This window comes from Streptomyces sp. NPDC085946 (genome assembly GCF_044540485.1).
GTDB lineage: Bacteria > Actinomycetota > Actinomycetes > Streptomycetales > Streptomycetaceae > Streptomyces.
Map to the genome: position 1 here is coordinate 23,631 of NZ_JBITSF010000036.1, position 12,956 is coordinate 36,586.

The 12,956-nt window shown below is 74.5% G+C and carries 8 protein-coding genes and 2 pseudogenes; 6 read left to right on the top strand and 4 right to left on the bottom strand.

Features of this window, described 5'->3' with window-relative positions; all coding sequences use genetic code 11:
- Window positions 1-76 precede the first annotated feature (76 nt).
- Window positions 77-678 (bottom strand): annotated as a pseudogene (locus ACIF8T_RS37425) (GntR family transcriptional regulator); the annotation flags it as partial.
- 220 nt (window positions 679-898) lie between these two features.
- Window positions 899-1,837 carry a beta-ketoacyl-ACP synthase III gene (locus ACIF8T_RS37430; protein WP_400041575.1) on the bottom strand — a complete coding sequence of 313 codons (939 nt, stop codon included), beginning with the start codon at window positions 1,835-1,837 and terminating at the stop codon, window positions 899-901.
- A gap of 147 nt (window positions 1,838-1,984) precedes the next feature.
- Here ACIF8T_RS37430 and ACIF8T_RS37435 point away from each other — a divergent pair.
- The 6 genes and pseudogenes from ACIF8T_RS37435 to ACIF8T_RS37460 all read left to right on the top strand — a co-directional run.
- Window positions 1,985-2,074, top strand: a pseudogene (locus ACIF8T_RS37435) (Fe-S-binding domain-containing protein); the annotation flags it as partial.
- 90 nt (window positions 2,075-2,164) lie between these two features.
- Window positions 2,165-3,013 carry a formate dehydrogenase accessory sulfurtransferase FdhD gene (fdhD, locus tag ACIF8T_RS37440; protein ID WP_400041613.1) on the top strand — a complete coding sequence of 283 codons (849 nt, stop codon included), beginning with the start codon at window positions 2,165-2,167 and terminating at the stop codon, window positions 3,011-3,013.
- A 281-nt stretch (window positions 3,014-3,294) separates the two neighbouring features.
- Entirely contained in the window at window positions 3,295-5,193 is a 1,899-nt protein-coding gene (locus ACIF8T_RS37445) for an exo-alpha-sialidase (RefSeq protein WP_400041577.1), read from the top strand.
- A gap of 373 nt (window positions 5,194-5,566) precedes the next feature.
- Window positions 5,567-6,814, top strand: coding sequence for a hypothetical protein (locus ACIF8T_RS37450; protein ID WP_400041579.1), 1,248 nt, complete (start codon window positions 5,567-5,569; stop codon window positions 6,812-6,814).
- Between the two features lie 365 nt (window positions 6,815-7,179).
- Window positions 7,180-9,006 carry an AMP-dependent synthetase/ligase gene (locus ACIF8T_RS37455; protein ID WP_400041580.1) on the top strand — a complete coding sequence of 609 codons (1,827 nt, stop codon included), beginning with the start codon at window positions 7,180-7,182 and terminating at the stop codon, window positions 9,004-9,006.
- Between the two features lie 128 nt (window positions 9,007-9,134).
- Entirely contained in the window at window positions 9,135-9,971 is an 837-nt protein-coding gene (locus tag ACIF8T_RS37460) for an aldo/keto reductase (protein ID WP_400041582.1), read from the top strand.
- Window positions 9,972-10,076: 105 nt separating this feature from the next.
- Here ACIF8T_RS37460 and ACIF8T_RS37465 read toward each other — a convergent pair whose 3' ends face one another.
- Window positions 10,077-10,940 (bottom strand): class I SAM-dependent methyltransferase, encoded by an 864-nt coding sequence (locus ACIF8T_RS37465; protein WP_400041584.1) that lies wholly within the window; start codon window positions 10,938-10,940, stop codon window positions 10,077-10,079.
- Between the two features lie 154 nt (window positions 10,941-11,094).
- Window positions 11,095-12,816 (bottom strand): glycoside hydrolase family 6 protein, encoded by a 1,722-nt coding sequence (locus ACIF8T_RS37470; RefSeq protein WP_400041586.1) that lies wholly within the window; start codon window positions 12,814-12,816, stop codon window positions 11,095-11,097.
- Window positions 12,817-12,956 lie beyond the last annotated feature (140 nt).

Genomic DNA, 12,956 nt, shown 5'->3' on the forward strand with positions numbered 1-12,956 from the left:
CTTCCAACTTTCTCCACTCACAGGACAAAGCCGTCGACGCCGCGCGCGGAACGGACGGCCGGGCCCACGGGTCCTGCCGTGCGGGGCACGACCGCCCGGTGTGCTCGGCGTGGTCGCGCATCAGGCGGGTGGCGCGCTCCCCGTCGCGGTGCCCGAGCGCGCCGATCGGGTTCCGGCGCCCGGTCCAGGACCGCCGCCCGCGCTGCCGGGCCACCGGGGCGCAGCACCGGCGGACCTGGCGGCCGACCTGCCGGGCGGGCCCGGCGACCGACCCGCCGGGCGGGCCCGGCGAGGACCGCGTCGCTGGCCGGGTCCACGGCCTTCGCGTGGAAACGGGCGTCCAGGGCGACCGCGCCGTCCGCGCCCTCGGCCGCCGCCGCCCGCCTTCGGCGCACAGCTCCTCCAGCGCCCCGACGCCCGCGGTGCCCGCGCGGGCCGCGGCGAGCCGCGCCGTCCCGGCCTCCAGGAGCGTACGGACGGCGAGGAGTCGGCCGGCCTCCTCCGCCGGCTCGTGCACGAACGCGCCCCGCGCGGGCCGCGGGTCGACCCGCCCCCGGTGTTCGGCCGCTGGAGCGCCCCGCGCGCCGGCCGGCGGGAGACGCCGAGGTGCCCGGCGAGTGCGGACTCGACGAGGTGCCGGCCGGGCCGGAGGGCCCGGGTGGTGACGAGGTCGCGCAGCGCCGCGCGGACGCGGTCGCGCGGCGGGCCGGGCCGTTCCGGCCGGGGCGCTACTCCCGGGGTGGTCCTGCCGGCGCCATCGGGGCCCCCTCCCCGGCGGGGCCGCGCGGCGGGCGGAGGCCGGGAGCACCGCGGCGCCGGCCCGATCGTCTCCCGCCCGCGGTCCGCGCGGTGCCGGGTCCGGGAAGGGCGAGCCGGCCGCGTCGCACGCGCCCGGGGATCAGGGGCAGCGGACGACCTGGCCCGCGTAGGACAGGTTGCCGCCGAAGGCGAACAGCAGGACCGGGTCGCCGGACGAGACGTCGCCCCGTTCGACGAGCTTGGAGAAGGCGAGCGGGACGCTGGCGGCCGAGGTGTTGCCGGACTCGGTGACGTCCCGGGCGACCACCGCGTTCACCGCGCCGATCTTCTCGGCGAGCGGTTCGACGATGCGCAGGTTGGCCTGGTGCAGCACGACCGCGGCGAGGTCCGCGGGGGCCAGCCCGGCCTTCTCGCAGGCCTGGCGCGCGATGGCCGGCAGCCGGGTGGTCGCCCAGCGGTACACGCTCTGCCCCTCCTGAGCGAACCGCGGCGGGGTGCCCTCGATCCGCACGGCGTGCCCCATCTCGGGCACCGAGCCCCACAGCACCGGGCCGACGCCGGGCTCCGGCGCGGTTTCCAGCACCGCCGCCCCCGCCCCGTCACCGACCAGCACGCACGTGGTGCGGTCGGTCCAGTCCGCCACGTCGGACATCTTGTCCGCGCCGATGACCAGGGCCCGGCTCGCGGCCCCCGCGCGCAGGGTGTGGTCGGCGGTGGCCAGGGCGTGGGTGAAGCCGGCGCACACCACGTTGACGTCCATCGCGGCGGGCGAGGGGATGCCGAGGCGTGCCGCGACCCGGGCGGCCATGTTGGGCGAGCGGTCGATGGCGGTGGAGGTGGCGACCAGCACGAGGTCGATGTCCGCCGGGGTCAGCCCGGCCGACGCGAGCGCCTTGGCGGCGGCGTGCGCGGCCAGCTCGTCGACGGGCTCGTCGGGGCCCGCGATGCGGCGGGTGCGGATGCCGACCCGGCTCCGGATCCACTCGTCGCTGGTGTCGACCATCTCCGCCAGGTCCTCGTTGGTGAGCACCTTGGCGGGTTGGTAGTGACCGACGGCGGTGATGCGCGAGCCGTGCATGGGCGGGTCCCCTCGTGGCCGGGTGTAGCGGGATTCCCCAGTGTGATCAGTGACCGACGGGTAGGAGGGCAGGTGAAGCGACAGGAAACGGCCGCCCTGCTTGTCGGCTTCCGTCACACCCCCGGCCGCCCGAGCGGTACGCCGCACGTGCAGGACAATGAGACCGTCGGGGTCACCTCGCCGCACGACGGCCCGGTGGCCCACGGCGGCCTGTGCGTCAGGGGCCGCTCCGGCCGCCGGCGCGTACGGAACCGGGACCGGGCCGCAGCGGCCGACGGGCACCGGGCCCTGCGCACTGCGCACCGACTGAACGGGACTGATGGGGACATGGGACGAGTCACGGAACGACGCAAGGTGCTCCGCATCCGGGACGGCGCGGTCTCCCGCCGCCCGGACACCCTCGTCGCCGAGGAGCCCCTGGAGATCCGGCTGAACGGCAAGCCGCTGGCGATCACCATGCGCACCCCGGGCGACGACTTCGCGCTGGCCGCGGGCTTCCTGGTCAGCGAGGGCGTGCTCGCCGGGACGTCCGACCTGCTGAACATCGTCTACTGCGCCGGGGCGACCGCCGACGGCTCCAACACCTACAACGTGGTGGACGTCAGGACGGCCCCGGACGTGGTCCTCCCGGACATCACCCTCGAACGCAACGTCTACACGACCTCCTCCTGCGGCCTGTGCGGCAAGGCGAGCCTGGACGCGGTGCGCACGACCGCCCGGTGGCCCCTGGCCGACACTCCCCCGCTGCGGATCTCCCCCGAGCTGCTCGCGGAGCTGCCCGACCGGCTGCGCGCGGCCCAGCGCGTCTTCGACCGGACCGGGGGCCTGCACGCGGCCGCCCTGTTCGACGAGGACGGGGAGCTGCTGGACGTCCGGGAGGACGTCGGCCGGCACAACGCGGTCGACAAGCTGGTGGGCCGGGCCCTGCGCGACGGCACGCTGCCCCTGTCCCGGACGATCCTGCTGGTCTCCGGCCGGGCCTCCTTCGAGCTGGCCCAGAAGGCGGTCATGGCCGGCGTCCCGGTCCTGGCGGCGGTGTCGGCGCCCTCGTCGCTGGCGGTGGACCTGGCCGCCGAGACCGGGCTGACCCTGGTGGGCTTCCTGCGGGGCAGCTCCATGAACGTGTACGCGGGCGAGGACCGGATCGCCCTGCGGGCCGCGGCCGCCCGGGGCTGACCCGGTCTCCCGCGGCACGGCGGGGCCCCCGGCCGGCGGAGACCCGGCCGGCTGGGGTCCCCGCGCCGCAGGGGCCCGCCTCAAGGCCCGGTACCGGCCGACGGCTCGTGCCGGGCCGACACACGCGTGGTTCTTGTGGGACCGGATGGTCCGCACTAACGTCGGGGCGCGGCATCGGACAGGAAATGTCCTGATGTCCTCACCTGTCCCGTGCGGAGGGCCGGACGGCCGGAACACCGACGGACACCGGACCACGACACACGCCGAAGGCAGGTCTCCGCATGCCGACAGGCCGTTCCGTCCCGCGAGGGCCCCGGACCCGTCACAGAACCGCCCTGACGGCCCTGCTCGCCCTGCTCGCCCCGGCCGTGACGGCCGCCGCCGCGCCCGCCCCCGCGCACACCCGGCCCCCGGCCCCCGCGCCGCCCTTCGAGCAGCGGGTCCTCTTCCGGGCCTCCCAGGACCCCGGCTACGCCTGCTTCCGGATCCCGGCAATCGTGCGGACCACCGCCGGCACCCTCCTCGCCTTCGCCGAGGGCCGGGTGCGCACCTGCGGGGACGCCGGCGACATCGACATCGTCGTCAGGCGCTCCACCGACGGCGGCCGCACCTGGGGCCCACTGCGGGTCGTCAACGACGGCGGCGGCGACACCCACGGCAACCCGGCCCCCGTCGTGGACCGCGCGACGGGCCGCATCCTGCTGGCGGAGACCTACAACACCGGCCGCACGGACGCCGGGAACTGCTCCGCGCCGTGCGACCGCGTCCCGCACCTGCAGTACAGCGACGACGACGGGCTGACCTGGTCGGCGCCGCGCGACCTGAGCGGGGAGGTCCGGCCCGCGCACTGGAACGCCTGGTACGCCACCGGCCCGGTGCACGGCGTCCAGCTCACCCGCGGCCGGCACGCCGGGCGGCTCGTCCTCGGCGTCAACGCGGAGACCCGGGAGGGCGGCCGGGTCACCGCGAACCACGCCGCGCTGGTCGTCAGCGACGACGGCGGCGACCACTGGCGCGTCGGCGCCACCGACTCCTGGCCGGTCGCCGAGGACGGCACCTTCCGGCAGAAGCCGTCCGAGCTGACGCTCACCGAACGCGCCGACGGCTCCCTCCTCGTCAGCGGCCGCGAACAGGACGGCACCGACCTCGGGCACCGCACCCAGGCCGTCAGCCGGGACGGCGGCGACCGCTTCGCCGCCCCCTTCCGGGCGCTGCCCGACCTGTCCACCCCGCAGGTGCAGGGCGCCGCCCTGCGCCTCGGCGGCCGGCTCCTGCTGTCCGCCCCGGCCGACCCGGACCGCCGCCGGACCATGATGATCCGCTCCTCCTACGACGGCGGGAGGAGCTGGGAGAGCACGGACCGCGGCACGGTCGTCACCACCGACTGGTCCGGCTACTCCGACCTGACGCGGATCGACGCCACCACCGTCGGCCTGCTGTACGAGGGCGGCACGGCCGACGCCCGCGACGAGATCCGCTTCGCCCACGTCCCCGAGGACCGGCTGGCGCCCCGCCGCGGCCCGGACCCGGTCACCCCCGACCTCGCCGCGCCCGCCGCCCCGGCGGCCGTCCTCGGCGGCGCCCGGCGCACGGACGGCGTCCGCGCGGGCGCACTCGCCCTCGACGGCGCGGACGACGCCGTCCGCCTGCCGTACCGGCCCCGACTGCCGCTCGGGACCAAGGACTTCACGGCGTCGCTGTGGTTCCGGTACGCCGCCACGGCCGGTGAGCAGCCGCTGCTGTGGATGGGCGGCGTCGGCGGCGGCCAGCCGCAGGTGTGGCTGCGCGGCGAGCCGGCGGACGACCGGGTCCGGGCGCTGATCACCACCCGGGAGGGCGCGGGCACCGTCCGGACGGCGTCCGTGTGGACCTCGGGGGCGGCCAACGACGGCCGCTGGCACCGCCTGGCCCTGCGGCGCGGCGGCGGCCGGCTCACCCTGGTCCTGGACGGCACGGCCGTCAGCACCGCGGACGTGCCCGGGTCGGTCAGCCGTACCGCGCCGTTCGGCGTGCACCTGGGCCGGCGGCCCGACGGCCGCGCCCTGTTCACCGGGGCGGTCGACGAGGTCCGCGTCTGGGACCGCGCCCTGAGCGACACGGAACTGACCGGCCGCACCGCCCCGGCCGCCCGGGGCACGGTCCTGTGGCTGCCCCTGGACGACGTGCGCGGCGGCGCGTAGGGCGGAACGGTCCGCCGACGGCCACGTGGCCGCACCACCCGGAGCACGTGCCGGGCGGCGGGCAGGGGGCAGCGGGCAGCGCGAGGGTGGTCCGCGCACGTCCCTGTCATCGCCCGCAGCACCTACCCGGCAGCGGGCAGCACGCCAGAGCCACCCGCGCACACTCCCGTCACCGCCCAGAGCACCTACCCGGCAGCAAGCAGCACGCCAGAGCCACCCGCGCACAGTCCCGTCGTAGCTAGGAGCACCTGCCCGGAGCCGGGCAGCGGGGGCGGTCCGCGCACGGCCCCGTCGCCCCGGAGCACCTGCCCGGCCACGCGCGGCGCGAGGCGGTCTGGCCCCGGCCGCCGGACAGGCCCTATCGTCCCGGAGCGTGCCCGACGACGCAGCACGAGCACGACAGCGCACGGGAGCCGGGATCGGCCTGCTGCTGGCCCTGGTCCTCGCCGCCGCGCTGCTCACCGTCACCGGCCGCCCCGGCGACGGCCGCTCCGGCGACGGCCGCGGCGACCCCGGCGGCCGCTGCGGCCCGCACGCGGTCGCCTCCTGGTCGGCGGACGACCGGCTCACCGGCGAGTTCGCGCGCTACGGCGACGACCCGGCCCGCACCGACGACTGGACCGGCGGCGACGGCACCCACTCGCTGCGTCTGCCGGACGGCCGGATCCTGTGGCTGTTCTCGGACACCTACCTGGGCCGGGTGTACGGCCCGCCCAACCCGGTCGGCGAGTCCTCCGCCTGGCGGGACGCGGCCGCGCCCCTGGTGCGCAACTCGGCCGTGGTGATGCGCGACGGCCGTCTCGAAGCCACCCTGCCCGCCCCTCTGTTCCCCGACCCGGCCCCGGACCGGTGGCGCTGGCCGGTCGCGGCCCGCGTGGAACCGCGCTCCCCCGGCGCGGCCGAGCAGGTGGTCCGGGTGCTGCTGTGGGTGCGGACGGCGGGCGCCTCCCCCTGGATCTACGGCGTGCCCACGGCCACCGAGGTCGCCACGCTGTCCCTGCCCGACCTGCGCGTGGAGTCGGTCGTCACCGTCCTGGACCAGCGCCTGACGCCCGACCCGTCCCGTCGGGTGCTGTTCGGCACGACGCTGGTGACCCGGGGCGGCTGGACCTACGTCTTCGGCGGCGACGACGGGCAGGCCGTCTCCCGCCCGGTCTCGCACGCGTACGTGGCACGGGTGCCGCGGGGACGGCTCGGCGAACCCGGCGCGTGGCGGTACTGGGACGGCTCCGGGTGGGGCACGCACCCCCGGCCGGTGCTGGGGGACGGGCGGCGCCGCGGGGTGGGCAGCGCGTTCTCGGTGGTGCGGTACGGCGGCACGTACGTGCTGTTCACGATGGCCGCGGGCGCCGAGGGCCTGACCACGGTGACGTCGTACTGGGCCTGCTCCCCCACGGGGCCCTGGCACGGGCCGGCGGGGGAGTTCGGCCCGCCGCTGCCGGAGGGACGGGTCGCCGCGTACAACCCGCAGGCGCACCCGGAGCTGAGCGGCGACGGACGCCTGGTGCTCAGCTACGACGTCAACTGGCTGGAGACGGCGAGTGCGGCGGCGCAGCTCAGCCGGGACGTGTCCCTGTACCGGCCGCGTTTCGTGACGCTGCGGCTGGCTCCGCCGGGATGACCTGCCCCCGGGGCCGTCCGCGCGGGGCCCCGACGGGCGGCGCGGCCGGGTGACGAAATCGGCCGCCGGTGCGCTGAGGGAACGGGGAGCGGTGACGCCCGGACGGTCCGCCGGATCCGCCTCCGCCTCCGCCTCCACCTCCACCACGGACGGTGACCGGATCGTACAGGTTCGGTGAAGATTACGGCACCGAAACTTACTCGGACGTCAGTAATCTGTCCGCCCCTTCCGCATGTGCGCCGATCGTCCCCCGCCGACCGGCGCATACGTGAGCACTGCTCCGCTTTCGCCCCCTCCCGCCCCTCACGCCGGTGGGGTAGCTTTCACGGCGCTGTGCGGAGTGCCACGAAGAGCGGGGAGCGGGTTTGCGCGAGTTCACCAGTCCTCCGTCGGCGCCGGCGCCGCCGGTGGGCGGTCTGGCCGACGTCGTCTTCCGGTACGCCCAGGACGACCCGCTGCACATCGCGCTCGGCCGCAAGGACGACGCCGGGACGTGGCGGGACGTGACCAGCGCCGAGTTCCGCGACGAGGTGCTCGCGCTGGCCAAGGGCCTGCTGGCCCAGGGCGTCCGGTTCGGCGACCGGGTCGCGATCATGTCCCGCACCCGCTACGAGTGGACCCTGTTCGACTTCGCGCTGTGGACGATCGGCGCCCAGGTGGTGCCCGTCTACCCCACCTCCTCCGCCGAGCAGTGCTTCTGGATGCTGTACGACGCCGAGTGCAGGGCCGCGATCGTGGAGCACGAGGACCACGCGATGACCGTCGCCACCGTCATCGACCGGCTGCCCCACCTGCGCCGCCTGTGGCAGCTGGACGCGGGCGCCGTGCAGGAGCTGTACGACGCCGGCGCCCACCTCGACGACGAGGTGGTGCACCGGCACCGTCAGGCGGTCACGCCCGACTCGGTCGCCACGGTCATCTACACCTCCGGCACCACGGGCCGCCCCAAGGGCTGCGTGATCACGCACGGCAACTTCATGTACGAGGCGGACACCGTCATCGACCGCTGGGAGCCGGTGTTCCACTCGAAGAAGGGCGACGAGGCGGCCACCCTGCTGTTCCTGCCGCTCGCGCACGTGTTCGGCCGCATGGTGCAGGTCGCCGGGATCCGCGGCCGGGTCAAGTTCGGGCACCAGCCGCAGCTCAACGCGGCGGCCCTGCTGCCCGACCTGGCCGCGTTCCGGCCGACGTTCATCCTCGCCGTGCCGTACATCTTCGAGAAGGTCTTCAACGCCGCCCGCCGCAAGGCCGAGAAGGAGGGCCGGGCCGGGCCGTTCGAGAAGGCCGTCGAGGTCGCGGTGAAGTACGCGGACGCGATGGAGGCCAGGGCCTGGGGCACCGGCCCCGGGCCGTCGGCGGCGCTGCGCGTGCAGCACCAGCTCTTCGACAAGCTCGTCTACACCAAGGTGCGCGCGGCGATGGGCGGCCGCATCCGGCACGCGATGTCGGGCGGGTCGGCGATGGACCGGCGCCTCGGTCTGTTCTTCGCGGGCGCCGGGGTGCACATCTACGAGGGCTACGGCCTGACCGAGTCCACCGCCGCCGCCACCGCCAACCCGCCCGAACGCACCCGCTACGGCACCGTCGGGCAGCCCGTCCCCGGCGTCACCGTGCACATCGCGGACGACGGGGAGATCTGGCTGCGCGGCCCCAACGTCTTCCGGGGCTACCTCAACAACCCCAAGGCCACCGACGAGACCCTGCAGGACGGCTGGCTCGCCACCGGCGACCTCGGCTCCCTCGACGAGGACGGCTACCTCACCATCACCGGCCGCAAGAAGGAGATCCTCGTGACCTCCGGCGGCAAGAGCGTCTCGCCCGGCCTGCTGGAGGAGCGCGTCCGGGACCACCCGCTGGTCAGCCAGTGCATCGTCGTCGGGAACGACCGCCCTTACATCGCCGCCCTCGTCACCCTCGACCAGGAGGCCGTGGAGCACTGGCTGGCCATGCGCCGCAAGCCGAAGATGCCGCCGGCCGACCTGGTGCGCGACCCCGACCTGGAGACCGAGGTGCGGCGCGCGGTGGTCGCGGCCAACACGCTCGTCTCGCAGGCCGAGTCGATCCGCACGTTCCGGATCCTGGCGCAGCCCTTCACGGAGGAGCACGGGCTGCTCACGCCGTCCCTGAAGCTGAAGCGCCGGGCGATCGAGCGGACGTACGAGAAGGAGGTCGCGGCGCTGTACCGCGCCTGACATGCCCGGTGAGCGGGGGTTCGTCGCCTACGCATTTCGCCGTGTTTTCCTCGTCAGGAATGCATCGCGGCCCGTGATCGTTGACGATGGGAGTACCACCTGACCACAAACCGAAGGATCACGAGCTCGTGAGCAGCAAGGTCCCCCCGATCATCCTGAACAACGGCGTCGAGATGCCCCAGCTGGGTTTCGGTGTCTGGCAGGTGCCGGACGACGAGGCCGAGTCGGCCGTGGCGACGGCGCTTCAGGCCGGGTACCGCAGCATCGACACAGCGGCGATCTACGGCAACGAAGAGGGCACCGGCAAGGCCATCGCCGCCTCCGGCGTCCCCCGCGAGGAAATTTTCGTCACCACCAAGCTCTGGAACAGCGAGCAGGGGTACGACTCCACGCTGCGCGCCTTCGACGCGTCCCTGGCCAAGCTCGGCCTGGAGTACGTGGACCTGTACCTGATCCACTGGCCGGTCCCGTCCCGGGACACCTACGTCGACACCTACCGCGCGTTCGAGAAGCTCCACGCCGACGGCCGGATCCGCGCGATCGGCGTCTCCAACTTCCTGCCGGAGCACCTGGAGCGGCTGATCGGCGAGACGTCCGTCGTCCCGGCCGTCAACCAGATCGAGCTGCACCCGCACCTGCAGCAGCACGCCGCCCGCGAGTACCACGCGGAGCACGGCATCGCCACCGAGGCCTGGTCGCCGCTGGGCCAGGGCAAGGGCCTGCTGGAGGTCCCGGCGATCGTGGCGATCGCCCAGAAGCACGACCGCACCCCGGCCCAGGTCGTGCTGCGCTGGCACGTCCAGCTCGGCAACGTCGTGATCCCGAAGTCCGTGACGCCGTCCCGGATCAAGGAGAACATCGAGGTCTTCGACTTCACCCTGGACGCCGAGGACCTGGCGGCGATCAGCGCCCTGAACGAGGACCGCCGCCTGGGCCCGGACCCGGCGTCGTTCGACATGGCCTGACGGTCCCCGTCGGCACGGAGGAGGGGGAGGACCCGGCCGGGTCCTCCCCCTCCTCCGTGCCCGGCGCCGCCCGGCCGGGCACGGCCACGGTCCGGGCCGCCCGCCTCAGTCCGCGCGCACGGCCGTGTGCACCGTGTGGGCCGCGAGGACGAACACGTCCGGGCGGCGGTGCACGCTCGCCTCGTCGTCCGGGTCGAGGAGGCGGTCGAGGGCGGCGCGGTCCTCGGCGTCCAGGTCGTCGGCGAAGCCGTCGCGGAGACGGGACAGGGACGCGGCGACGTAGGAGCGGGCGCGGTCCGTGGCCGGGGCGGGCAGGTCGAGGAGGAAGCTGCGGGTGCGGGTGTGCGTCAGGCCCGCCGCGCCCAGCAGGGCCGGCCAGTCCTCGGTCTCCGCGACGTGGCCCGGCAGGCCTGCCCGCATCCGGGTGAACCACTCCTCCTCCAGCGCGTCCATCCGCGCCTGGAGGCCGGGCCGGCCGAAGCCGAGGTCGCGCGGCAGGAACCGGGCGGGCAGCCCGCCCTCCATCAGGGCGAGGGTGCCGCCGGGTGCCAGCCGGGCCGCGAAGGCCGCGAGGCCGGCGCGCTGGTCGCCGAGGTGGTGCAGGCTGCGGCTGGCCCACAGCAGGTCGGCCGGGTAGTCCAACTCGTCGAGGACCGCCGGGAGTTCGCCGGCGAGCGTGTCGAAGCGGTCGGCGGCGCCCTGCCGGGCGGCCCGGGCGCGGGCCCGCTCCAGCAGGGGTCCGGAGCCGTCCACCGCCACGACCCGCGCCCCCGGGAACGTCTCGGCGAACAGGCACGAGACGACACCGGGCCCGCTGCCCGCGTCGACGATCAGCCCCGGCTCGGTCACCTCCTTCGCCAGCCACGCCAGGGCCCGCTCGTACAGGGGCGTGAACAGCTCGGCCTGGGACTCCAGCAGCGGGCCCATCTCGGCCCAGTCGATGTCGGTGTGGTCGTGGTGGTGCGCCATGGTGGCCAGCCTCTCGCTCGGATGCCGTCAGCGTGCGCCGACGCACCGGCGGAAGGCCACTGCTGTTGCCGGTATCGCAAAAAACGACCCCGGCACTTTGTCGTCCGGCCCGTGGGGCCCGGCCGTTTCCGGCCGGGCCCCGGGGGTCACCCGCTCAGGACAGCGGCGGGTACGCGTTGCGCATCAGCTCCTGGAACTGGGCGGAGAACCAGTGCCCGGAGACCGGGGCGTCCGGCAGGGCACCCGACATGCTGTTGCCGTTGCGCGGGTTGCCGGTGTACGTCGGGTCGCACATCCGGTCGAAGCCCTTGCCCTCGTTGTTGTCGATGGCCTTGCTGGAACCGTCGGACTCCCCCGGCGGCTTCATCCAGACGTAGGCGTCGATGCCGGGCTCCGGGTTGGCCTGCGGGCGCTCGCCGAGGCCGGCCCCGGACTGGTTGCACCAGTTGCCCATGTGGATGCGCCGGTCGATGCGGCCGCCGTTGACGTAGGTGTCCACGTCGGTCCTGGCGCCCGGTCCGGCGGGCCGGGCGGAGCCGCCCCAGCCGTTGCGGGAGGTGTCGATCAGCATGCCGACCTTGGAGTCGAAGCCCAGCCGGGCGGCCTCGTTGCGGAAGGCCTGCGCGAAGGACAGCTCGTCGGTGTACCGGTTCCAGTCCACCCACTTCGACTCGCGCACCGACTTGCCGTTCACGGAGTCGTTGATGGTGAAGTACAGCTCCTTCAGGGCGCTGTAGTTGGCCGTGTTGGTGATGAAGCCGTGGACGTCGTTGACGGTGGCGCCCTCGGCCGTCGCGGCCTGCTTGATCATCTGGACGGAGGACGAGAAGTTGTCGTCCCAGCCGATCCAGCCGTGGTGTCCGGCGTCGACGTAGTTGTAGACGTTGGGGACGTCACCGAGCTTGTTGAGCGCGTAGCCGACGCCCTTGATGTAGTTGCCGTTGGCCTTCATCGTGTCGCAGTTGGGCGTGGCGGTGGGCCGCGGCGTGACGTTGGTGACCAGGTTCGGCAGCGAGTCGATCTCGACCGTGGTGACGATCCTCAGGTCCTTGTACTTGGCGTCGCCGAGGATGGCCGCGATCGGGTCGATGTACTGCGTCTTGTACTTGTCGATCTCGTCGGCCTTCAGCTCGCCGTTGGAGGCGAGGGCGGCGCAGTCGCGGCCCGGCAGGTTGTAGATGACCAGCTGGACGACGAGCTCGCCGCTGCCCTTCTGCTTCAGGGCCTCGTCGAGGTGGGCGCGCAGCCCCATGCCGCCGTTGACGCCGTTGATCGCGGCGATCCGGTCCAGCCACACGCCGGTGGGCTGGTTGGAGATGCGGCTGCCGCCCGGTTCGGCGGCGGCCTTCGCGGACCACTCGGGGTTCACGTACACCTTGGCGCCGGCGTACGGGTTGTCGACCCGGGCACCGCCGGTGGGGGGCGGGTCGGTGGGTCCGCCGGGTCCGCCGCTGCCGTCGTCGACGTTGCAGGTCACGCCGTCGAGGGTGAAGGTGGCGGGGACCGCGTTGCTGCCGCTGTAGGTGCCCTGGAGGCCGAAGCTGACCGAACTCCCGGTCCCCAGCGTCCCGTTGTAGGACTCGTTGGCGGCGGTGACGGCGGTGCCGCTCTGGCTGAGCTTGGCGTTCCAGCCGCTGGTGACCTTCTGGGTGCCGGCGTACGACCACTTCACCGACCACGCCGACTTGGCGGCGCCGTTGTTGGTGACGGTCACGGCGGCGGTGAAGCCGGAGCCCCAGTCGTTCTGCACCTTGTAGTCGACGGTGCAGGGGACGGCGGCGGTGCCGACGCCTCCGGGGTCGACGGCGAGGGCCGTCCCGGAGGCCCCGGCGGTCAGCGCCAGGGCGGCGAGCAGTGCGGTTCTCGTGCGACTCATGAGTGGGGTCGTCCTGTCCGTGGGGATGGGTCGGATGGGTGGGTGAGGCGGAGCGGGTGGTGCACGCGGCTCGCCGCCTCAGGGCCGGGAAGTGCGCGGTCGTGGGAGCGCCTCGGAAGGCGTGTCGGTCGTGGGCCGGT

Excerpts from the sequence above, each read along its gene's own strand:
- ACIF8T_RS37470 (WP_400041586.1), bottom strand. The coding sequence starts at position 12,816 with ATGAGTCGCACGAGAACCGCACTGCTCGCCGCCCTGGCGCTGACCGCC.
- fdhD (WP_400041613.1), top strand. The coding sequence starts at position 2,165 with ATGGGACGAGTCACGGAACGACGCAAGGTGCTCCGCATCCGGGACGGC.
- ACIF8T_RS37445 (WP_400041577.1), top strand. The coding sequence starts at position 3,295 with ATGCCGACAGGCCGTTCCGTCCCGCGAGGGCCCCGGACCCGTCACAGA.
- ACIF8T_RS37465 (WP_400041584.1), bottom strand. The coding sequence starts at position 10,940 with ATGGCGCACCACCACGACCACACCGACATCGACTGGGCCGAGATGGGC.
- ACIF8T_RS37430 (WP_400041575.1), bottom strand. The coding sequence starts at position 1,837 with ATGCACGGCTCGCGCATCACCGCCGTCGGTCACTACCAACCCGCCAAG.